21 protein-coding genes and 1 riboswitch are annotated in these 22,577 nt (G+C 44.0%); of the genes, 18 read left to right on the top strand and 3 right to left on the bottom strand.

Features of this window, described 5'->3' with window-relative positions:
* The first annotated feature begins 289 nt into the window (after window positions 1–289).
* The 3 genes from M2444_RS07240 (at window position 290) to M2444_RS07230 (ending at window position 3,981) form a co-directional block, all read left to right on the top strand.
* Complete coding sequence (locus M2444_RS07240; RefSeq protein WP_256989805.1) at window positions 290–1,942, top strand: spore germination protein; 1,653 nt, start codon at window positions 290–292, stop codon at window positions 1,940–1,942.
* A 127-nt stretch (window positions 1,943–2,069) separates the two neighbouring features.
* Window positions 2,070–3,404 (top strand): diaminopimelate decarboxylase, encoded by a 1,335-nt coding sequence (gene lysA, locus M2444_RS07235; protein ID WP_094870107.1) that lies wholly within the window; start codon window positions 2,070–2,072, stop codon window positions 3,402–3,404.
* Between the two features lie 145 nt (window positions 3,405–3,549).
* Window positions 3,550–3,981, top strand: coding sequence for a peptidylprolyl isomerase (locus M2444_RS07230; protein WP_042190291.1), 432 nt, complete (start codon window positions 3,550–3,552; stop codon window positions 3,979–3,981).
* A gap of 58 nt (window positions 3,982–4,039) precedes the next feature.
* On the opposite strand, the gene M2444_RS07225 is transcribed toward M2444_RS07230, so the two are convergent.
* Window positions 4,040–4,798, bottom strand: a complete 759-nt coding sequence (locus M2444_RS07225) for a YwaF family protein (protein ID WP_280786614.1) — start codon at window positions 4,796–4,798, stop codon at window positions 4,040–4,042.
* Between the two features lie 278 nt (window positions 4,799–5,076).
* Between M2444_RS07225 and M2444_RS07220 the strand changes: the two genes are divergently transcribed.
* Window positions 5,077–8,529 (top strand): collagen binding domain-containing protein, encoded by a 3,453-nt coding sequence (locus M2444_RS07220; protein WP_280786613.1) that lies wholly within the window; start codon window positions 5,077–5,079, stop codon window positions 8,527–8,529.
* A 110-nt stretch (window positions 8,530–8,639) separates the two neighbouring features.
* Here M2444_RS07220 and M2444_RS07215 read toward each other — a convergent pair whose 3' ends face one another.
* Entirely contained in the window at window positions 8,640–9,743 is a 1,104-nt protein-coding gene (locus tag M2444_RS07215; RefSeq protein ID WP_280786612.1) for a sensor histidine kinase, read from the bottom strand.
* The gene (locus M2444_RS07210) at window positions 9,740–10,450 is read right to left on the bottom strand and encodes a response regulator transcription factor (RefSeq protein ID WP_280786611.1); all 711 of its coding nucleotides are present in this window, start codon (window positions 10,448–10,450) and stop codon (window positions 9,740–9,742) included. The genes M2444_RS07215 and M2444_RS07210 overlap by 4 nt, the downstream gene beginning before the upstream one ends.
* 521 nt (window positions 10,451–10,971) lie before the next feature.
* On the opposite strand from M2444_RS07210, the gene mscL reads away from it, so the two are divergent.
* The 14 genes from mscL to M2444_RS07140 all read left to right on the top strand — a co-directional run bounded on the left by mscL (window position 10,972) and on the right by M2444_RS07140 (window position 22,567).
* A complete protein-coding gene (gene mscL / locus M2444_RS07205; RefSeq protein WP_076284542.1) occupies window positions 10,972–11,376 on the top strand; it encodes a large-conductance mechanosensitive channel protein MscL in 405 nt (134 codons plus the stop codon).
* Between the two features lie 318 nt (window positions 11,377–11,694).
* A riboswitch (FMN riboswitch) is annotated at window positions 11,695–11,870 on the top strand.
* Between the two features lie 216 nt (window positions 11,871–12,086).
* Entirely contained in the window at window positions 12,087–13,187 is a 1,101-nt protein-coding gene (gene ribD / locus M2444_RS07200; protein ID WP_094870102.1) for a bifunctional diaminohydroxyphosphoribosylaminopyrimidine deaminase/5-amino-6-(5-phosphoribosylamino)uracil reductase RibD, read from the top strand.
* A 101-nt stretch (window positions 13,188–13,288) separates the two neighbouring features.
* Entirely contained in the window at window positions 13,289–13,957 is a 669-nt protein-coding gene (gene ribE, locus M2444_RS07195) for a riboflavin synthase (protein WP_094876364.1), read from the top strand.
* A 62-nt stretch (window positions 13,958–14,019) separates the two neighbouring features.
* Entirely contained in the window at window positions 14,020–15,273 is a 1,254-nt protein-coding gene (locus M2444_RS07190) for a bifunctional 3,4-dihydroxy-2-butanone-4-phosphate synthase/GTP cyclohydrolase II (RefSeq protein ID WP_094870100.1), read from the top strand.
* A 36-nt stretch (window positions 15,274–15,309) separates the two neighbouring features.
* Window positions 15,310–15,777: a 6,7-dimethyl-8-ribityllumazine synthase gene (ribH, locus tag M2444_RS07185; protein WP_036676377.1), complete on the top strand. Its 468-nt coding sequence runs from the start codon at window positions 15,310–15,312 to the stop codon at window positions 15,775–15,777.
* A gap of 136 nt (window positions 15,778–15,913) precedes the next feature.
* Window positions 15,914–16,705, top strand: a complete 792-nt coding sequence (locus M2444_RS07180; protein ID WP_094876365.1) for a segregation and condensation protein A — start codon at window positions 15,914–15,916, stop codon at window positions 16,703–16,705.
* Window positions 16,674–17,276, top strand: a complete 603-nt coding sequence (gene scpB / locus M2444_RS07175) for an SMC-Scp complex subunit ScpB (RefSeq protein ID WP_094870098.1) — start codon at window positions 16,674–16,676, stop codon at window positions 17,274–17,276. The genes M2444_RS07180 and scpB overlap by 32 nt, the downstream gene beginning before the upstream one ends.
* A gap of 185 nt (window positions 17,277–17,461) precedes the next feature.
* Window positions 17,462–18,175: a DUF2953 domain-containing protein gene (locus M2444_RS07170; RefSeq protein WP_280786610.1), complete on the top strand. Its 714-nt coding sequence runs from the start codon at window positions 17,462–17,464 to the stop codon at window positions 18,173–18,175.
* A gap of 84 nt (window positions 18,176–18,259) precedes the next feature.
* The gene (gene ytfJ / locus M2444_RS07165; protein WP_094876366.1) at window positions 18,260–18,769 is read left to right on the top strand and encodes a GerW family sporulation protein; all 510 of its coding nucleotides are present in this window, start codon (window positions 18,260–18,262) and stop codon (window positions 18,767–18,769) included.
* 166 nt (window positions 18,770–18,935) lie between these two features.
* Window positions 18,936–20,135 (top strand): D-alanyl-D-alanine carboxypeptidase family protein, encoded by a 1,200-nt coding sequence (locus M2444_RS07160; protein WP_094876367.1) that lies wholly within the window; start codon window positions 18,936–18,938, stop codon window positions 20,133–20,135.
* Between the two features lie 35 nt (window positions 20,136–20,170).
* Window positions 20,171–20,836, top strand: coding sequence for a nucleoside recognition domain-containing protein (locus M2444_RS07155; protein WP_094870094.1), 666 nt, complete (start codon window positions 20,171–20,173; stop codon window positions 20,834–20,836).
* A 52-nt stretch (window positions 20,837–20,888) separates the two neighbouring features.
* Complete coding sequence (locus tag M2444_RS07150) at window positions 20,889–21,377, top strand: spore maturation protein (protein ID WP_042190265.1); 489 nt, start codon at window positions 20,889–20,891, stop codon at window positions 21,375–21,377.
* Window positions 21,378–21,443: 66 nt separating this feature from the next.
* Entirely contained in the window at window positions 21,444–21,788 is a 345-nt protein-coding gene (locus M2444_RS07145) for a peptidoglycan recognition protein family protein (RefSeq protein ID WP_094870092.1), read from the top strand.
* A 20-nt stretch (window positions 21,789–21,808) separates the two neighbouring features.
* A complete protein-coding gene (locus M2444_RS07140; RefSeq protein WP_094870091.1) occupies window positions 21,809–22,567 on the top strand; it encodes a pseudouridine synthase in 759 nt (252 codons plus the stop codon).
* The last annotated feature ends 10 nt before the right edge of the window (window positions 22,568–22,577 follow it).

The raw sequence follows: 22,577 nt of genomic DNA, 5'->3' as shown, positions 1-22,577 counted from the left end.
CTCAGATGAGCTAGGGTCAGAAGAGCAAAGCGCTGAAGCATCAGCACAACCGGATTCCGGGCAGCAGGATGCAGAGGCCTCAGATGAGCTAGGGTTAGAAGAGCAAAGCGCTGAAACATCAGCACAACCGGATTCCGGCCAGCAGGATGCAGAGGCCTCAGATGAGCTTGGGAATCAGGATCAGAATGAGCCTAGTAAAGGATTTTTTGCCAGATTATTCGGCTTAGATTCAGACTCTGAATCCGAAGATGAGGCGCAAGATCAGAATACCCAACAAGCAGGCGGGTCATTGTCTGCAACAGAGTCAGGGGAAGAATCGCAAGCCAAAGTGACGCCAAAGTCCAAACTATCTAAGAAGCAAGCACAACAAGAATCACAAGACAGTAATCTAAAGGGAAGCGGCGGGCTACAGAAGAAACGAGACCGCGAGCACTCCAACTCGTTAAAAGAATCCGTCATTTACTGGCAAGGTAATGATGAAATCCCTATGTCCCTGCAAGATACGAAACAAACACTTACTGAGGTAATGGGACTTGGCACAAGCTTTGATGTGACGTTTAGACAGATGTCCTTTGGCGGACATAAGACAGCTCTACTCTGTTTAAGTGGATTTACTAATACAGATGTGACCGATGATATTCTGAAACGTCTGACCTATCTCACATCTGAGAATCTGTCAACGGGTGTGCTGTCTAGCTTTATGAATGAATATGTCCCTCACATTCAGGTGGAAGAGGGAAATTCTTTAAGTGAAAGTATCGAGAAAGTACTAGAAGGCTTGAGCGTGCTATTCGTCGAAGGTGAGAACAAAGTTATCATCATGGATACTCGTTCTTATCCTAGTCGCAGTCCAGCCGAGCCTTCGATTGATCGGGTGGTGCGCGGTGCGCGCGACGGTTTTACAGAGACTTTACTGAGCAATATCTCGCTTGTAAGAAGACGGGTTCGTGATCCAGGGCTGAAATATGAGCTATTTCGGGTTGGACGACGGACACAGACAGATGTCTGCGTGGCTTACATTGATGATATTGTTGATAAAACACAAGTTAAGTCTGTTATCGACAAAATCAAAAGCATTGATATTGATGGTATTCCTCTGGCAGATAAACAATTAGAGGAGGCAATTATCGGCGGTGGATGGAATCCATATCCTATGGTGCGTTATTCTGAACGCCCTGACGTCGTAGCTTCCAATTTATTAGAGGGACGGGTAATACTGTTTGTAGATACCTCACCTATTGTTATTGTTCTTCCAACTACTTTTTTTGATCTTTGTCAGCATGCAGAGGAGAATCGTCAGACTCCTTTTATGGGAACGTACTTGCGGTGGGTCCGTTTCATCGGTATATTTGCGTCCATGTTTCTGCTGCCGCTATGGATGTTGCTTGTCATTCATCCTGAACTAAAGCCGGCTGTGCTGGATTTCATTGGACCTCAAAAGACCGCCAGAATTCCAATACTCGCCCAGTTTCTAATTGTGGAGCTTGGGGTTGATTTACTGCGGATGGCCGCAGTACACACACCAACGCCTTTAGGATCAGCGATGGGTCTGATTGCTGCCATACTGATTGGTGATATAGCGGTACAGAGTGGTTTGTTTGTAAATGAGGTAGTTCTGTATATGGCTGTTGCCTCCATCGGTATGTTTGCAACCCCGAGTTATGAGCTGGGTCTTGCGAATCGAATAGTCAGGCTTGTGTTATTAGTAGCCGTTGCGGCATTCCAGGTGCCAGGATTTATGATTGGCACGACGTTACTGACTATTTTCCTAACTACCCATCGGTCCTATAACTCCTCTTATATGTGGCCGTTTATACCTTTTAATGCAAAGGCAATGAGTGAAATTCTAGTGCGCAAGCCAGTCTTAAGCTCGAAGAATAGGCCGTCTTTCAATAAAACTAGAGACAATACAAGAGTGCCGCCTACTCAAAAGAATGATTAACAATCGTAGGAAAATACAAAACTACTGCAAATTAGTCCATTCAATGGAGTTCCCACTGTCTGTTATACTGAATACACTAAAGACAGGGTGGAACCTTGATATTCCACAGAAATTGGAGGACTAAAGAATGTTTCTACACGGTACTAGCCGAATTAACGATGCTGGGCATTTGGAGATCGGCGGATGTGATGTAACTGAATTGAAGGCGGAATATGGAACCCCGCTATATATATTGGACGAGCAATTGGTGAGACAACGTTGCCGGGAATATATGGATGCTTTTAAATCCTCTGGACTTGGGTTCCAAGTAGCTTACGCAAGTAAGGCGTTCTCAGTAATGGCTATGGTTCGTTTGGCTGATGAAGAAGGCTTGTCGCTTGATGTTGTATCGGATGGCGAACTTTATACTGCTTTGCAAGCTGGCTTTCCTGCAGAACGTATTCATTTTCATGGCAACAATAAGACGTCAGAAGAGATTGAAATGGCGATTGATGCCGGGATCGGCTGCTTTGTAGTCGATAATCTGGTAGAACTTAATCTTTTGCAGTCGATTGCATCACGTAAAGAAGTTAAGGTTAACATCTTATTACGTGTGACACCAGGTGTCGAAGCACATACGCATGAGTATATTACAACAGGCCAGACCGATTCCAAATTCGGATTTGATATCGGTAATGGAGCAGCTTATGAAGCAGTTAAAGCAGCAGTCAGCAAAAAGAATTTAGTGCTGCTTGGCGTACACTCCCATATTGGTTCTCAAATTTTTGAAACGGATGGATTTCAGCTTGCTGTTGAACGTGTAGCGAGTTTTGCTCGTAGTGTTAAAGAAGGTTTGGATGTGGACTTCCGTGTAGTAAACCTAGGTGGAGGTTTCGGTATTCGTTATGTTGAGGGTGATACCCCGTTACATGTTTCTGAATATGTAGGTGCAATTACGGATGCCGTGAAGACTCATTTTGCTGGAATTTATAATGCTTTGCCTGAAATTTGGGTGGAGCCGGGCCGCAGTATTGTTGGAGATGCAGGGACTACACTTTATACAGTAGGTACGAACAAGGATATTCCAGGCGTGCGTAAGTATGTTGCTGTTGACGGTGGGATGACTGATAATCCACGTCCTGCATTGTACCAATCTAAATACGAGGCATTACTTGCTAATCGTGCGAATGAAGAGGCTACAGAAACTGTATCCATCGCTGGTAAATGCTGCGAGAGCGGAGATATGCTGATATGGGATGTTGAACTGCCTGAGGCTGAAAGCGGTGATCTGTTGGCTGTAGCCTGCACAGGCGCTTACAATTACTCGATGGCGAGCAACTATAACCGGATTCGTCGTCCGGCCTTAGTGTTCGTTCAGAACGGACACAGCGATCTTGTAGTGCGCCGCGAAAGCTATAATGATCTTATTGCCAACGATATTGTTCCTGAGCGTATCGCTAAACAAGCTGCTGTAGCTAAGTAACAGCCGTTAATGTTAGGTAGGGAAAACTGGTAAGGCATAGAGAGCAAGCAGGAATTACTCCTGCTTGCTTTGCTTTGTGCGTGGTTTCATAGTAATATAATTGAGGTATTCTAAATTTGTTAATTTTGAAAGGGGTCATTTACATATGGCAAAGCAAGCGAAAATTACTCTTGAAAATGGCGGCGTAGTGCTGATCGACTTGTTCGATCAAGATGCACCAAACACTGTAGCTAACTTTGAAAAGCTAGCAAAAGATGGTTTCTACAATGGATTGACATTCCACCGTGTTATCCCTGGTTTTGTAGCTCAAGGCGGATGTCCTAACGGAACTGGATCTGGTGGTCCAGGATACACAATCAACTGCGAAATCAACCCAAACAAACACGAGCGCGGAACACTTGCTATGGCACATGCGGGTAAGAACACAGGCGGAAGCCAGTTCTACATCTGCTATGCACCGCAACCACACTTAGATGGAGTTCACACAGTATTCGGTAAAGTAGTTGAAGGTATGGATCTTGTTGATACTTTCAAAGGACGCGACAAAATGACTTCGGTAGAAATCATCGAAGCTTAAGAATTCTTAATTTAAAAAGGCTAGTCTCCAGATTATCGGAGGCTGGCCTTTTTCTTATTTAATAAGGAATCCGGCTTATTCTTTTACGTCTCGATTTACGCTGCTCTGGCACCCAGAAGAATACCAAATACATGAGCAGAAACACAAAGAAGGCAAACAACTCTTCAACAAGCAGGTAATAAGGATAAGGTCCGAAATAATCCAATACAGAATAAGTGCTGGGCTTATGAGATAGGAACATGTAGTTAGACCCTAGGATGTAATTGGCGATCCACACACAGGCGGCCACAATGTTTAGTCCAAACAGGGTGAACAGGAGAGATTTCCAAGTGGGCTTATAGCCCTCAATCCAGGTCATATAAAGAGAAGCCAGAACAATACCACCATGTGCTATAAAGAACAGTAGAAATCGGAAATGAGGGAACGGATAGACCAGATTCGGTGTGAGTAAAGCAATGAATGCTCCACCTATCCCAGCAAAATACAGAAAGGAGTAAAGTGTTCGGCTGCGAGTTATCAGCATGATAACAGATAATAGTAAAGTAATTCCGCATAGTTCGAATGGGAGTGAGCTGCTGGATTGCCATACGCCTTGAGAGAGGTACCATATTTGAAGTCCTGTTTCTGAGAATAAAAGTACAATGATCAGCAGCAAACGCACACTTTGCCGAAGTCTCACATCAGTCCGAATCTCGAATCTTAAACTGTAAAACAGTATACAGACCAATGTAATGATAGACAGAGCAATCCAATGTGAAGGGGAGAACATAATGAAATCCTCCGTACGCTGTCGATCAAAATAAGATGAAAGATGCATGAACCAACCTCCTTCGTACCTGAAAAGTACTTCAAAAAACAAATTTATAAACATTGATATTTTCTGTTTCTGAACATCCATAAAATGGTTAAATATGTATGGATTCTGTCAACTGCCCACAAAAGGATGTCTTTTCATTATTTTAACATAAGATGGGGCGATGGGCGCGGTATTACATAAGAAGCAATCGAGCATGCGGAATGGCAGAGATTACGCTTCAAGTGGGGATACAAACACAGAAAAATCAAATTGGAAAAGGAATTGGAGGCTATAGGATAATGTTAAAGAAAAGAATAAGTGTGATGATCGTTATTCTGTTGCTTGTAGCGCAATATGCTTATGGCATCGGGTTCACTCCACAAGTACAAGCAGCGGCAATCGATCAAGAGCGGAATATCATCACCAGTGTCTCAATGGCTGTATATGGTGCAGACGGGCAGACGGTTACGGATAGCGTCTATGAACAAGATGCTAATGTAACATTAGATTATGCGTGGTCTCTTCCTAAAGCTCATCAATACAAGCAGGGAGATACCTTTACCTTTCAGCTTCCAGAGCAGTTTCGGCTTTTTAATGATATTAACGGTGTGTTAGTCTCAGAGGATGGAGATGTAGGAACTTTTACAGTTGAGCAGTTATCACATCAAGTAACTATGATCTTTAATGACTACATAGAAACGCATGATGACGTGCAAGGAACGCTTCGGATCAATACTAAGTTTGATAAACAAAAGATCTCAGGAAGTACTATTCAGCAGATTTTATTTCCGGTAAGCGGTGGTGTTCAGACGGTTACTGTGAATTTTAAACCAAATGTAGGATCGACCATTGAGAAGAGGGGGATTCCTCAGGGTTTTAATGCAGACCATATTCTATGGTCGGTTGACGTAAATAAATCATTAAAAACTGTTGGAAATGCAGTTGTAACGGACCCTATACCATCAGGTTTGTCACTTAGCACTCCGGTTACTGTGAGTGTGTATCAACTGAGTATCCAGTTGGACGGTTCGGTAACGCAAGGAGCACTACTCGATACCAGTAAATATTCTACAGCGTTCACTGGAGGAACGTTAAATGTTCATTTCACTGATCCTGCGATATCGAGTGCATACCGTATTGAATACTCCACAGCTATTACTGATGAGCATCGGCTAAGCTTCACGAATACAGCGACTTTTGCAGGAGAGGGGCAAGTTCCTGTAAGTTCCTCTGCTACTGTTCAAGTAGAACGAGGAGGAAGTTTGAACAAGTATTCTAGCGGATATGACTGGAGCAATCAAATCATTTCCTGGGCAATCGAATATAATTTTAATGAACAAAAGATCTTGCAGGGAGATGCAAAACTAGCGGATTTATTTGATGATTCTCAAGCGTTAGTAGCGGATTCGTTAAAAGTGTATAAGGTGCAGTTGGATTCAACGGGTGCTCCAACGTTAGGAAATCTTTTGAAAAAGGATCTTGATTACACTGTAGTTGCAGCTTCAGACGTGAGTAAGACGGGGTTCTCCTTGCAATTTAATCAGGATGTATCCTTCCCCTTTCGAATTGAATATAAGACTAAAGCAGTAAACCGTGTGTTTGCAGATACTACAATCACGAATACAGTTACGGATAGTACCTACACTGAACAGGCTACTCGTTTAATACGTTCAGCCATTCTGTATAAGAATTTATCAGACGTAAATTATCAGAATAAAACGGTTGGATGGAAAGTCACATTAAACAGTGATAACTATCCAATGGACCGGGTTGAAATTACAGAAACGTTCCCGTTTGGTGGATTGAAATTCATCCCAGAATCGCTTGTCATTAGAGATTCTAAAGGGTCCGTATTGAATCCTTCCAAATATAGTTTGGTTTACAATGCTCCTGTTCAGTTCAATAAAGGATTCAAGGTGGTCTTTAATTCGCAGATTACTGGTCTTTATACGGTTAGCTATACAACGGAATTTAATAAGGATTGGATTTGGTCTAATACTGAAAATTTCAATAACAAGGTTAGGATGGACTGGATTGACACGTCCGAAATTCCTCGCACCACAGAAGCAGAAGGTCTATTTATCCCAAGAGATGAAGCGAAAAGTAATGGCTTGAAATTTGGTTCCTATAATGCTTCGACTAAAGATTTAGCTTGGACATTAGGGGTCAACTATAATAGCAAAACGGTTGCAGAGTCAGAGGTCGTGGATATTTTGAAATCGGGTCAAACCCTGGTTCCTGGATCGCTGAAAGTGTACACCATGAATGTTGCTAAGAATGGAGATCCAACGAAAGGTATCGAGGTAAACAGTAGCAAATACACTTATAGTGTCAGTGCTACTAACGAGTTGAAGGTCTCTTTTAAAGACAGCATTCATTCCGCTTATTATATCGACTTTCATACAAGTCTTGAAGGCCAAGTCATCGGTACTTCTATTGAGAATAAGGCCAATCTTTATGATGGAATAAAGAAGGCTTCCAAGGATTTAAATGCTTCTGTAACGATCCCTCATGGGGATGAATATCTCTTAAAGGATGGTGCTCAGAAAGGTGATAAAATAGATTGGAGTATTCAAATCAATAGCGGTCAGTCTACGGTGAAGAATGCTGTAATCAAAGATACGCCTAGTGCTAATCAGATTTTACTGCAGGACTCCTTCCACTTGTATCCAACAAACGTAGCAGAGAACGGGGACATAACCAAAAGATACCCTGAATTGATTCAGGGTATCGATTACAGCCTAGAAATAAAAACGGATGTAGACGGCAAGCAGTCGTTTGATTTAAGCTTCGCCAAGGAGATTAGTAAACCTTATATTCTCGACTATCAATCCCTGATTATGGCGAATACAGGAGATAAAGTTACTAATACTGTTCGTTTCAGTGGTCATAATGTTAATGAAATTAGTAAAGATTCTTTTAAAGAAATTATCGTCGGTGTGTCGAGTGGTTCAGGATCAGGTAGCGGGGTTAGAGGCTCCTTGATGATCAAGAAGCTGGATGCAGAGGACAACTTGAAGACGCTGGGAGATGCAACTTTTGCACTCTATCGTCAAAACGGCTCAGACCGGGTATTTATGAATAGCTTAACCACAGATTCCACAGGTACAGCAACATTCAATAAATTATGGTTGGGTAACTACGTATTGATTGAGACGATAGCTCCTATTGGCTATGTACTTGATCCTACAGAGCATCCAGTGTCCGTTCAGTCTTCATCAACGAATCAACTCGTAATTACAAATCAAAAAGCAATTGAGCCTACGCCTACTGCAACACCAGAGTCAACTATAGCTCCAACAGCAACACCGACACCGACCTCATCAGCTTCGTCGGAACCAATGGTTACTCCGTCAACAGATCCGACTGTAGCACCAACTTCAACACCGATATCAGGAATCCCAGGAGGCACGGTGACACCAACATCCACGAGTTCGCTGGTGCCGGGAGTAATCATCAATGATCCGGCAGTACCTGCTGGCCCTGGGAATACGACCAATCTGGAATCCACGACATCAGAAGAAGTGGGAACTCCGGATTTAGTTATTACAGATGAAGATGTTCCGTTAAGAGAAGTCGACATTGTTGATGAGGAAGTACCGAAGGGGCCGGTGAACAACAGCACTTCAAGTGCTCCTCAGCTTCCTAAGACGGGAGAAAGTAGCTCTGCACCGCTTTATATGATTGGTATTGGATTAATAGCCATTGGCTTTATTCTAAACCGTGTGTTTAAACGGAGGGGAAACAGGTAGCAAGTCTTTGTTTAGAGTATGAACAGCGATTGAAATAAAAAAGCATCCGGCAAAAAATTGTCGGGTGCTTTTTTACGTTTGCCCAAAACTCAAAAACATCCCCACAAACATCAATCGATCGCTGGGAAGGAAGTCTCAAATTCAGTTTGTTTGGGTGTGCTTTTGGCAGAAATAGCCCCACCGTGGAGCTCTGTGATGCTCTTAGCAATCGCGAGTCCTAATCCGCTTCCACCAGTCTCTCGGGAACGTGATTTATCGACGCGATAAAATCGCTTAAATAAGTGGGGGAGATCCGTGGCAGGGATCGGGTTGCCGTAATTCTTGCATGTAGCAATCACTCTATCGCCTGTTCTATAAACTGTAATATCTAGAATCTTACCTTCTTTACCGTATCTAACCGCATTGGTAAATAGATTCTCATATAATCGAACTAACTCATCCGCATCACCAAGGATAATCAAAGGGCCCTTATCCGTATGAATACGATAGGTCATATCCGCTTGCTCAAGTACGGGAGCGAATTCCTCGACAAGCTGTTCAAGCAGCTTTCCGAGATCAACAGGCTCAATATTAAGGGGGAGCCCGCTGCTGCTAACTCGTGTATATTCGAATAAATCGTCAATTAGCTTTTTAAGAGTCAGAGATTTCTCATAGGCAATATTCACATAATAACGAAGCTCGACCTCGGTCTTATAACGATCCTTTTCGATATACTCCAGAAATCCGAGTACAGAAGTTAGAGGGGTTCGGAGATCATGTGATACACCTGTAATTAGGTCGTTTTTGGCTTTCGCAGCTGCTCGTTCTTCCTCTATAGCAGATTTTAGCTTGCCAGCCATGAGGTTCATATTTTCGGCGAGTTTACCAAGTTCATCCGTACCTGATACCGGTACCTGAAAAGATAAATTGCCGTCTGCAATAGCTTGAACCCCGCTCGTAATGTTTTGAAGATTACTGGTTGTATTTCTGGATAGTTTAAGGATGAAAAAAATAAATAAAGGAATTCCAATAAGAATCACTACAGGAATAGACCCGATGTTATTGATTACCCAGTGGATGAGTCTAACCCCCCAGAAAGAACGAGAAGGGTTTAGCCATAGCAATAGGGATATACCATAATAGCCGACCAATACGATTGCTGCTGTAAGTGCTAGACTCGTTAGGCTGAAGCCAACGATTTTCCAGGATAGGGTATCGAATCGTTTAAAGTTCAACTAGAAGGACCTCCTTTCTCCAATTTGTAGCCAACGCCCCATACCGTCTTCAAATATTGTGGTTTTCTCGGATTAGCTTCAATTTTTTCTCTGATTTTTCGAATGTGAACCATGAGCGTATTATTGCTTTCGAGAAATTGTTCTTTCCATACTTTAGCGTAAATTTGCTCCATGCTTAGTACTTGTCCCCTGTGACGGGCGAGCAGCTCCAGAATTGCAAATTCTCTCGGAGTAAGTTTTACTGGGTGATCATCCACGCTAACTTCATGCGTAATCGAGTTAATAACCAAGCCATCAATGATGATATCATCCTGTTTGGCACTTAGATCTAACATGTAATTCCGGGTTCTACGCAGCTGAGATTTAATGCGGGCGACAAGCTCCAACGGACTAAAAGGCTTCGTAACATAATCATCCGCACCTACACTGAGTCCCGTGATTTTGTCTAGTTCCTGACCCTTAGCAGATAACATAATAATTGGAAATTTATGTGTTTCGCGAATTTTAATACAAGCCTCGATACCATCCATGTTGGGCATCATGATATCTAGAACCATTAGGTCTATAGTTTCATTCTTGATAATTTCAAGTGCTTCCAGCCCGTCACGGGCAGTGAACAGACGGTATCCCTCGTTCTCCAGATAGATCTGCATGAGTTTAATAATTTCTGCTTCGTCGTCAACCAAAAGTAATGTTGCGTTGTGCATTACTCAGCGTCCTTTCTTGTAAAGCCTCCTTACTACAAGAAGTATACATTTCCGTAAAACATTCAGGCAAATGGCAGATCACGTGCTGAAAGACTAACAACGATCCAAGAGAAACTTAAAGCTAGAATATAGCCGCCTGCATAACAGAGATGCGGATGCAAAAAAGTACTGATAGCTTGGGAAAGCTGTCGGTACAGCCCCAATTACCCAAATACTCGAAGCACCATTCTAGGTTGTTATTTCCTTTAGCTTGCTCCCATCGAAGAGCCTCAATCCATGTTTTAATCTGTGCAGAAAGAACGAGCTGGGGCTTGGAATGCTTTTTTTAAAAGTTGAAAAAGTTTCCATGTTAGGAATCTTCCTTTTTGTAGTTCGTAATCCTTATTTAACATGAGATTTCTTAACAACGGTGGCAGGCAAAAGTAAAGGTAAACTTAATAGTTTCTTAACAAGTCTTAAGATTTGGGAAGCGGCTATGCTATAATAATTTCAAATTCAATAGGTTGGAGGAGAATTGGAAGATGTGGAAAGAGTTTAAAGCTTTTGCCCTGAAAGGAAATGTACTAGATTTAGCCATTGCTGTCGTTATCGGAGCAGCTTTTGGTAAGATTGTGACCTCATTAGTATCTGACATCATTACGCCAATTGTTGGCTTGATAACAGGTGGTATAGATCTGAAGGATCGGGCTCTAAGTGTTATGGTTATGCATAATGAACTGATTATTCCTTATGGGCAATTTTTGCAGGCGGTCGTTGATTTCTTTATTATTTCCTTCTCAATCTTTATGGTGATTAAACTGGCTAATAAATTCCAGCGCAAAGAAGCCGTTAAAGTTGAAGTGGTGGAGACGCCAGCACCCGCAGAAGATATCGTGTTGCTAACGGAAATTCGTGATCTATTGAAACAACAAGAACGTGGTTTGTAATTGAAAAGGAAAAGAAGCGCCTGGAGATAAAGTCCTGGCGCTTCTTTGTTTTCTTCTTTTTATGAAATTATGGAATGGATTATAACTGTACCTCCGTTGGCTTTCTATAGCCCAATAAAAGGGATGGATGTGTAAGAGAGAGACGAATTCTTATAAAAGTTTGTTAATATAAAACCATATCGTTTCTTCTTGTAATCACCATACCTCTCAGAATCAAGTTACAAATTTTAAGTAAATATATAAAACGCACTTGCATTTCGAAGGTGTAAGTGATAATTTTGTTAGTAAGGAAAACTTGAACCTCAATTAAATAAAGGATCAATCCTTCAGGGCAGGGTGTAATTCCCTACCGGCGGTGATGTTGTTGTAGAGTGCTTATTTCTTAAGTTTATCTACCACACTTAGTCCGCTACCCGGCTCGCGTTGTTGACGCGAACGGTGGACCCGGTGAAATTCCGGGACCGACAGTATAGTCTGGATGGAAGAAGGAGAGGTTAACCGCTTGTCTGTTTTAGACAGGTGGACTGCAGTGTTTTCATTTATTATGTGCGATATTTCACAATTACCGTCGTTTGACGGTTATTTACGCACACTTTTATTTGGACTGCCGCTAAACTCTCGCATAACCCATCTTTACTCCTCCTGGAGAATGAGATGGGTTTTTCTGTTTTTATGCATCAGATAGACAGTAAGTGGATAGGAGGAACGAGATGGACAACATGAATGACGAGTTTTATATGTCGCTAGCGCTGGATATGGCAGAACGGGCCCAAGGACAGACCGGAATTAACCCAGTTGTTGGCTGCGTGGTTGTAAAAAATGGAGCGATGATTGGGCTTGGAACTCATTTGCAGCGCGGAACGGGTCATGCTGAGGTGCATGCCTTGAACATGGCGGCTGGTCAAGCTCAAGGCAGCACTGCCTATGTAACACTCGAACCGTGTAGCCACTATGGTAAGACCCCGCCCTGCAGCCAAAGGCTGATCGACGAGGGAGTAGCCAGAGTGGTAGTCGCTTGTGAAGACCCTAACCCTCAGGTGGCGGGTCGTGGGGTTCAAATGCTGCGTGAAGCTGGTATTGAAGTAGAGGTAGGGTTGCTGCGTGATCGTGCGTTGCGGCTGAATGAGCGGTTTATCAAATATATTTTGACAAAACAGCCGTTTGTTACACTCAAGAGTGCCAGTACGCTGGATGGTAACCTAGCTACCAAATCTGGTGACAGTAAATGGATTTCGAATGGAGAAGCGCGGGAGATCGTACATACACTGCGGCATCGGCATCAGGGAATTATGGTCGGTGTGAACACAGTCATTGCAGATAATCCTTCACTGACCACAAGAACGGAAGTGCCGGGCATTAGCCCGATACGGATTGTAATTGATTCTGGACTACGTATTCCATTGGATTCAGCAGTTGTAAGTGACGGTCTAGCGCCTACTATCATCGTGACAACTGAAGCTGCAGATGCTGAAAAGAAAGCAGCGCTTCTTCAAGCAGGTGTGCAAATCATTGTTAGCGGAGCAGGACCACGCGTGGATTTGAAGGCTGCTATGGTAACGCTCGGTGAAATGGAAATCGGATCGATTTTACTTGAAGGCGGAGGTACGTTAAATGGAGCGATGCTGGAGAGTGGGCTAGTTGATCGAGTGATTCTCTTTTTCGCTCCAAAGATTGTTGGCGGTGGTGCTGAAGCGAAAGGGACGTTTGTATTTCCAGGTGTAGAGTTAATGAAGGATGCGATTTCTCTGGAGGGATTGGAAGTAAAAGTGCTCGGAGATAATGTATGTATCAGCGGTACTCCGGTACGCTAAAGTGAATGGTTACAAAACTTAATCGTGTGCTTCCAGAGCAATTTTTGTTCGGAGAGATAGCGGAGAAGTGTTACTCACATAAAACTCCTAGGAGGGAAAGCATGTTCACTGGATTAGTCGAAGAAGTTGGCACTCTGAGAAGTGTCTCCGCCGGTGGAGAAATGATGGTGCTGAACATTGCCGCTTCCGTCATCATGGATGATTTGAAGATTGGTGATAGCGTATCGGTTAATGGCGTCTGTCTTACAGCGACAACTTTAGGCGAGAACTATTTTACTGTGGATGTCATGCCTCAGACCTATCGAAACAGTAATCTGAAGGAGCTACGTCCTGGCAGTAGGATGAATCTGGAGCGAGCAATGGCTGCCGGTGGTCGGTTTGGAGGTCATATTGTTCAGGGACATGTAGATGGCACTGCTGTCATCAAAAGCGTAAAGCGTGATCAGAATGCAGTAGTCTATGAGATTGCGCCGGATCGCAAATCGCTGTTTAAATATATCATCCCTAAAGGGTCGATCACGATTGATGGCATTAGCTTAACAGTAGTAAAGACGACGGCTTCATCGTTTACTGTATCCATTATTCCGCATACGCTAGGGGAAACTGTGCTAACTTATAAGCGGGCAGGGGATAGTGTAAATATTGAGTGTGATGTCCTGGGCAAATATGTAGATCATCTTCTGCATTATGGCTCTGCTGCACAGGATGAAGAAAATGATAGCAGCTCCGGGATTAGTCGTGATTTCTTGGCGGCAAACGGATTTGTATAAATAATGAGTAAGCTTACGAAGATGGAAATAACCCTTCGTAAAGCTATTAGGAGGATAGGATCATGAGCGAACAATCGAAGAAGGATAGTGTCTTGGATCCGATTGAAGAAGCGATATATGATTTAATGCGCGGCAAAGTCATCATCGTCGTGGATGATGAAGATCGTGAGAATGAAGGGGATTTTATAGCTCTTGCTGAACGGGCGACACCAGAAGTCATCAATTTTATGATCACTGAGGGACGTGGTTTGGTCTGTATGCCAATTACCGCTGAACGTGCGGAAGAGCTTGAACTACAGGCTATGGTCAGTCACAATACAGATAATCACGGCACAGCCTTTACTGTATCCGTTGACCATATAGATACAACTACTGGTATATCAGCGGGGGAAAGATCCTTGACTGTAAAGGCCATGATTGACCCTAAAGCGAAGCCGTCTGATTTCCGTAGACCTGGCCATATGTTCCCGCTGATTGCGAAAAAAGGCGGCGTACTGCGCCGTTCCGGACATACAGAGGCTGCTGTTGATTTAGCCCGTATGTGTGGTGCATATCCGGCCAGTGTGATTTGTGAAATCATCAAGGAAGATGGCACGATGGCCCGGTTGCCTGATCTGGTTGAAATTGCGAAGAAGCATGATCTGAAGTTGATCAGTATCAAGGATCTCATTCACTATCGTAATGAAAAGGAACAGCTCGTGAATCGTGAGGTATCCGTGCGTCTGCCTACCGATTTCGGTGAGTTTCAGACCATTGCGTATACGAATGAAGTGGATGATAAAGAACATGTAGCTTTGGTGAAGGGCGATATTTCTGGTGATGAGCCCGTATTAGTACGAGTACATTCCGAATGCTTGACGGGTGACGTATTCCACTCCCATCGCTGCGATTGTGGTCCCCAGTTTGAAGCAGCGCTTCGACAGATCGAAGCTGCTGGTAGAGGCGTATTGCTCTATATGCGCCAAGAAGGCAGAGGCATCGGTCTTATTAATAAGCTTAAAGCTTATAAGCTTCAAGAAGAAGGACTCGATACTGTAGATGCCAATCTAAAGCTTGGTTTTCCAGCAGATTTACGTGATTACGGGATCGGTGCACAGATTCTGAAGGATTTAGGGATAAGCCAAATTCGTCTCTTAACCAACAACCCGCGTAAGATCAAAGGGCTGGAGGGCTATGGACTGGAAGTTGTTGAGCGTGTGCCAATACAAATGCCGGAAAATAAAGATAACACCAATTATCTCCATACAAAGCAGGCGAAGCTTGGACATTTGCTGTCTTTTGACGACATTGAACAAAATGAGGATTCCAAAGTATAATCACACACAATAAAAAACGAAGGGTAGATGAATGATATGCCGAAATATTTAGAAGGACATTTAGTTTCCGAAGGATTAAAATACGGAGTTGTAGTAGGACGTTTTAATGAATTTATTACCAGTAAGCTATTATCCGGTGCACTAGATGCCTTTAAGCGCCATGGTGTTGGTGATGATGAGGTGGATGTAGCTTGGGTTCCAGGTGTGTTTGAAATTCCGTTGATCGCTCAAAAAATGGCGGAAAGCGGTAAATACGACGCTGTAATCACTTTAGGAACCGTTATTCGTGGGTCTACAACGCATTATGATTATGTATGTAATGAAGTCGCTAAAGGGGTAGCGGCTATTAATCTTAAAACCGGCGTACCGACAATTTTTGGCGTAGTTACTACTGAAAATATTGAACAGGCCATTGAGCGTTCAGGAACCAAAGCAGGAAATAAAGGCTGGGATGCTGCGACTGCTGCGATTGAAATGGCGAATCTTAACAAACTGTTTAAGTAAGACAGCTATTGACGAATCAGTCGAATTCGTGCTTATTTATAGTATAAGAAGAAAGCATGGATTATAGAGCCCTTTCTACTTGTGTAGCGTCCATTTGGGCGCTGCACTTTACTTTTTTTTGGCGGGAGGATGCTTCGTGACTGTATTGTACAAGCTGGAAACGTTTGAAGGTCCGCTGGATCTGCTATTGCATTTAATTGATAAGGCGGAAATCGACATCCAGGACATTCCGGTCGCCGAGATCACCGAACAGTATATGGAGTACCTGCGAAGTATGCAGGAGCTTGAACTGGATATTACGAGTGAATTTCTCGTGATGGCCGCAACCCTATTATCTATAAAGAGCAAGCTATTGCTGCCCAAACCACCGGTCATTGAGATCGATGATTTTGAATATTACGAAGAAGATGAATTTGATCCACGAACTGAACTCGTTCAGCGACTGATTGAGTATCGTAAATTCAAGAGTATTGCTGTTCATTTAATGGATATGGAGAGCGAGCGGAGCTTGATTTTTACGAAGGAGCCGGAGGATCTGGGGCCATTCGTGCCAGAAGAGATTGACCATACGCTAAAAGGATTACATACTTCCGACCTTATAGCTGCTTTCCGTAAAGCACTAAGTAAGGCGGCAAGAAGGTCATCTTACCAGCGGATCACCCGGGACGAAATATCGGTAAAAGATCGTATACGTGATGTATCGGATGCGCTGCAGCGCAGAGGAAAGGGCGGAAGGCTCCACTTCTCAGCACTGCTGCACGATGAAATGGCGCGACACGAGATCGTAGTTACTTTTCTTGCGATTCTGGAACTGATGAAAATGAAGGCGATATTGTGCTACCAAGAGAAATTGTTTGATGACATCGTAATGGAGTGGAGAGGAGGAGAACACTTCAATGGATTACAAAACGCTGAAATCGATTATTGAGGGCCTGTTGTTTCTATCAGGTGATGAAGGGATCTCTGTGCGGCAAGTTGCCGAAATTACGGAGCAGCGTCCAGAGCTAGCGGCTGGAGCATTAGAAGAACTCAAAGAGGATTATGTAACACAGGAACGGGGGCTGCAGGTAGTCCAAATTGCTGGGAATTATCGGCTGGCAACCTTGCCTGAGCACGCCCATTATTTTGAGCGTTTGGCTTATTCCCCTTCCAGATCAACGCTGTCTCAGGCTGCATTAGAGACATTGGCGATCGTGGCCTATCGTCAGCCGATTACACGGGTAGAGATCGAAGAGATTCGAGGCGTGAAATCGGAACGTGCCATTCATACGCTGAATAATAAGGATTTGATTCATGAGGTAGGTCGTGCGGAAGCCATAGGGCGCCCAATCTTGTATGGGACGACGAAATCATTCTTGGAGAGCTTTGGTCTCGCAAGTCTGAATGAGCTGCCTGAACCATCAAACTTCGAATCCACTGATAATTTGGAAGAGGAGACACAGCTATTGTTCAATAAGCTGGATACCCAAATGTCGTTTGAGGATATTGAGCAATCATAGCTTTTTTTGTTATTCCGCAATGATTTGTATTGCTGGGACAGCCCATAAACCATTGATATGGTTTATGGGCTGTCCCTATTTTTATGAATGGCCACATTTTTTAATCAAACCCCGAATTTTTTCCAGCATAAATTGCCATACTAAACCAAAGGTTCCCATAATTAAGGTTTCTTGGAGGTAAATACGTGACATTATGGCTTGGAATTCCCCTCGGATTGCTGGTAGTGGCAATGATTCTGCTTTTGTCTTCATCTATTGATTTCCGCATCCGGTGCTATAAACATGACAAAAATGATCTGCTCGAGTTAGATGTTAAAACTCTTTTTGGTCTGATCAAACTCCACTATGAGCTGCCCCGATTGGTCTTTAAGGGATTGGAGCAAGGCGTGATTGGGAAGTTTAAAGAAACGGGTACGGCAACAACAGGTGTCGATACTGTAAAGGAAGAGCATTTCGATAAAGAGAGAGTAGAACACTGGCGGAAAAATATACAGCTAGCAGTGAGATCTACACGTGGATTGAAGAAGTGGTTTAAGGAAACCGTATCTCATGTCAAAATATCAAAGCTTGACTGGTCCACGGACTTCTCACTAGGTGATGCAGCAGACACAGCCATAGCATCAGGAGCCGCCTGGGGATTGAAATGGAGCATCGTAGGGTTTATTTCGCAGAGGGTTAAATTGAAACATAATCCACGAGTGTTTGTGAAGCCTGTTTTTCAGGATGAGCCAAGTTTTTCAATGGAGTTGGTATGTGAGGGGAAAATGTCCGTTTCCTATACCTTATACGCATTATTGCGGCTGCTTCTACGTGTCTTGCGAGTGTCGGGGGGAATCGGTAAGTGGAGAAAGTTACTAAAACGGATGCGAAGGGAACCTCACGGGCAAAGTTTAGAATGAAAGTTACATACAAATGTGTGGAAGTGGGGATGATAAGCGCTGTAGAAGCAAGAGTAATCGTACTCAATCAAAGGAGGAAACAATATGAGCGACCATCCTATTCAGGGCCTAATGCAAACAGCGATGGAAAATATTAAGGGTATGGTAGATGTTAATACGATTGTTGGAGATCCAGTACAAACACCTGATGGTAGTATTATTCTGCCGATCAGTAAGGTGGCTTTTGGGTTTGCTGCAGGGGGTAGTGATTATCGAGTGGAGGATTCTATAAGTGGATCCAGCTCCCAAGGCGGCGTCAAAATGCTTCCTTTTGGTGGCGGTAGCGGGGGTGGGGTTTCCATCAGACCGATCGCTTTTCTAGTGGTTGGTAAGGATGGGGTGAACATTGTGCCACTCGACAATCAAACACATTTGTTCGAGAAAATCATCGATGCTACACCTGGGCTCATCGACAAAATCCAGACGATGTTCCAAAGCAGCAGTTCCTCAAGCCAAGCTGGGACACCCGCTGCTCAAGCTTCACAACCACCAGCTCAAGCCTCACAAGCACCTGCTAAACCCGATCCAAGTACATCTCAATCTTCAACACATTAGATACACATAATTGTTCAAATAGCCTCGGGGATATCGCCATACATCAGGCGGTGTCCCTTTTTGTGTGGAGAGGACATACCCTAAGGCTGGTCCGCATACACTTGTACAACATAGGCATGAAATGAATCACTCTACTTAAGAACCGATAAGAATCCGGAGGATAAATATGAAGACAATAACCCGTAAATTTCCAATCGCCTTATTACTGAGCATTTTGCTGCTGTTTCTGACACCGCTAACGTTGATTCATGCGGAGAACAGCTCCATATCTACGCATGCAAGGGCAGCGGCGCTGATTGATGTGGAATCCGGGCGTATTTTGTATAGCAGTCGAGGAGATGAGCCTATGCTTATTGCCAGCCTGACTAAAATAATGACCGCCCTCGTTGCTATTGAGAATGGTGATTTAGCCTCAAAAGTCAAAGTTGGTAAAAATGCTTTCGCCAAAGAAGGCTCCTCTATTTATTTACAGCAAGGTGAAGAGATGACGCTGGAAAATATGCTGTATGGTTTAATGCTGCGCTCAGGGAATGATGCGGCAACAGCGATCGCTGAACATATCGGCGGTTCTGAAGAAGGGTTTGTATACCTGATGAACAATAAAGCTGAAGAGCTCGGATTAAAAAATACTCATTTTGCTAATCCGCATGGTCTAGATGCTGAAGGCCATTATTCGAGTGCTAATGACTTAGCTGTACTGACAGCGTATGCTCTTCACAATCCTGTATTTAAGCAAATCGTGAAGACGCAGGAGAAAACTGCTGACAATCCAAATGAGAAATGGGATTACAAGTGGAGAAACAAGAATAAAATGCTGTACTTATATGAGGGTGCTGACGGTGTGAAGACAGGGTATACCAAAAAAGCGCTACGATGCCTTGTCAGCTCTGCGACCAGAAACGGACAGCAGCTTGTCGCAGTCACCATAAATGATGGAGATGACTGGAATGATCATGCCTCACTGCTGAATTTTGGGTTTAATCACTACCCACTAAAAACAATGATCGAACGCGGGGACCCCGTGAGCGGTTATAACTTCGTGACAGCTAAAAAGTTTGCCTATCCGCTCGGACCAGGCGAGCAGGATAGAGTGACCACCAAACTTGTCTTAAATCAAAAGATTACCGAACCCGCTCAAGCAGCAAGATCGAACTTTGGATTGCAAGGGGTTCTGGTTCTAGATCTCGGTGGCAAGGAGATAGGCCGGGTTCCAGTGTATACACGAGAGTCCTTACCTCCTGAGGAATCTGCTTATACTAAAAAATATAGTACAACGCAAGCGCTAACTTATCCTGCCGATAATTGGTTTCAGGCTATAGGGAGTGCACTGAAGGCGTTATTTAAATTGGGCGAAAGTTCCAAGTAAGCAGATAGCTGATTAATGAAGAGGGAGGCGTATCCATGATTAACGGGATCTGGCTAGGAATGATCATCATCGGTTTTCTGTTCGCCGCCGTTAACGGCAGAATGGATGAATTTACAGCCGCCGTATTCGACGGAGCCAAGAGTGGGGTTACAGTAAGTTTCGGCTTAATAAGTGTACTTGTATTCTGGCTAGGAATCATGCGGATCGCAGAGGATGCTGGTTTGCTTAAAAAAATAGCCAAGATTCTTGGGCCAATCGTAGCCTTCCTCTTTCCAGATGTGCCAAAGGGTCATCCTGCAATCGGATATATTCTCTCCAACATGAGCGCTAATTTGCTTGGACTTGGCAATGCGGCTACACCTATGGGGATCAAGGCGATGCAGGAGCTGCAGAAGCTCAATCCGGATAAAGAAACGGCCACACCAGCCATGTGTACCTTGCTAGCGCTTAACACAGCAAGTATTACGCTGATTCCCGCGACCCTAATTGCGATCCGATTGAATTATAATTCGACAGATCCTGCGGGGATAGTCGGCACAACCCTTGCTGCAACAGCAGTGGCGACTCTTGCAGCGATTGCGGCGGACCGTTTTTTCCGAAGGATGACATTGTTGCGCAAACCTCCAAAGCCGCCGTCAGCCAAGTCTGGTTCTGTTCCAATGGCGAAGACTTCGCTGCCTAATTCTTCATTGAAAGGGTGAACATGACTTGTACCAGTTAATCAGTCTCATATCGGCATGGGCGATTCCGGTCATGATTACGTTCATCCCGCTCTATGCTTTTACGCGTAAAGTCCCAGTGTATGAGTCATTTGTTGAAGGGGCAAAAGATGGATTTGGTACGGCAATCGCGATTATTCCTCATCTTGTAGGTATGCTTGTAGCGATCAGCGTCTTTCGCGCATCGGGCGCACTCGACTTCCTAATGGGATTTATATCTCCTGCGCTAAGGGGGCTTGGTGTACCTCCAGAAGTGCTGCCACTAGGCCTTCTGCGGCCTCTCACAGGGACAGGCTCTCTTGCTTATACCACGGATCTGATTCGCGTTCATGGACCAGACTCTCTAATCGGCATGATTGCCTCTACCATACAGGGCAGCACGGACACAACACTTTATGTATTAACAGTTTATTTTGGAGCTGTAGGTGTGCGTAACGGCCGTTATGCGCTTAAGGTAGGTCTCTTCTCCGATGTCGTTGGCTTCGTCGCCGCGATCGCGGTCTGCCTCTTGCTTTTTGGTTAGTCGGCGTCACCCTCAAACCTCCCTCGACATATGCTATTGCAGCAATGTGGAGGGAGGCAATCCGCTATGAACTATAAAGGTTTTATCCTGCATCAGTCTCGCTGTACTTCCATAAATGGCAAAGGTTTTGATTTTTGGGTTGGTGTTGAAGGAGCCATTTATGCAGCACCGCTGCTGACCGATCCGGAGTATATTCACATTTGCTTGGAAGGTGATTTCAGCCGGGAAGACGGCACCCCTCCATTATCTGGAAGGAAAGAGCAGCTATTTGCCACAGATAAACTCATTTTAGAACTGGTAGAGCGCTACCAAATCTCCCCTTTAATCATCGAACCCCACAATAATTACTGCCCAGGAGCATTTTTTCCATGGAATGAACTTGTGATTTATCCCTCTGATGGTTATCATTAATCTGAGGTGACTAGTCGAAAATGGAAAGATTACAGAAAATTTTGGCGCAGGCCGGTGTGGCGTCCAGACGTAAGTGTGAAGAAATGATTTTGGCCGGTAAAGTGGAAGTCAACGGGGAACTCGTAACTACGCTTGGCACGAAGGTGGACCCCGCAACAGATATTATTAAAGTCTCCGGTAGACTGATCCGGGGCGAGAACAAAATCTATATTATGTTCAACAAACCTAAAGGCGTTATTACAAGTGCTTCCGATCCAAAGGGTCGCAAGGTTGTAACAGACTACCTTAAAGGAATTACAGAACGGGTTTACCCTGTAGGCCGTCTGGATTACGATACGGAAGGACTGCTGCTGTTAACGAATGATGGAGATTTCGCTAACTTGCTTACCCATCCTAAGCATCATGTACCTAAGACGTATCATGCAACGGTCAAGGGTATTCCGCATGGCACCGCATTGGACAAGCTAAAAGCCGGCATCAAGCTGGAGGATGGCATGACAGCGCCTGCTGAGGTGGAGTACAAGGATATTGACGAAGCGAATAAAGAAGCAGTAATCAGCATAACGATTCACGAGGGACGTAACCGTCAGGTACGACGCATGTTTGATGCGATTTCACACCCCGTTATCCGTCTGAAGCGGATTTCTTTCGGGGATATTATGCTGCAAAATCTTAAACGTGGCTCCTACCGTCATTTGACCAAAGATGAAATTAACCATCTGCAGCAAATTGCCAAAGCAGGATTACTCAAAGAAAGAACTCCACGTAAAGAGTCATAAAGACACACAA

It is taken from the genome of Paenibacillus sp. PastF-3 (assembly GCF_029893135.1).
GTDB lineage: Bacteria > Bacillota > Bacilli > Paenibacillales > Paenibacillaceae > Paenibacillus_AQ > Paenibacillus_AQ nitricinens.
Note: the sequence above shows the minus strand (reverse complement) of the source record. Positions and strands in the feature narration are given on the sequence as shown.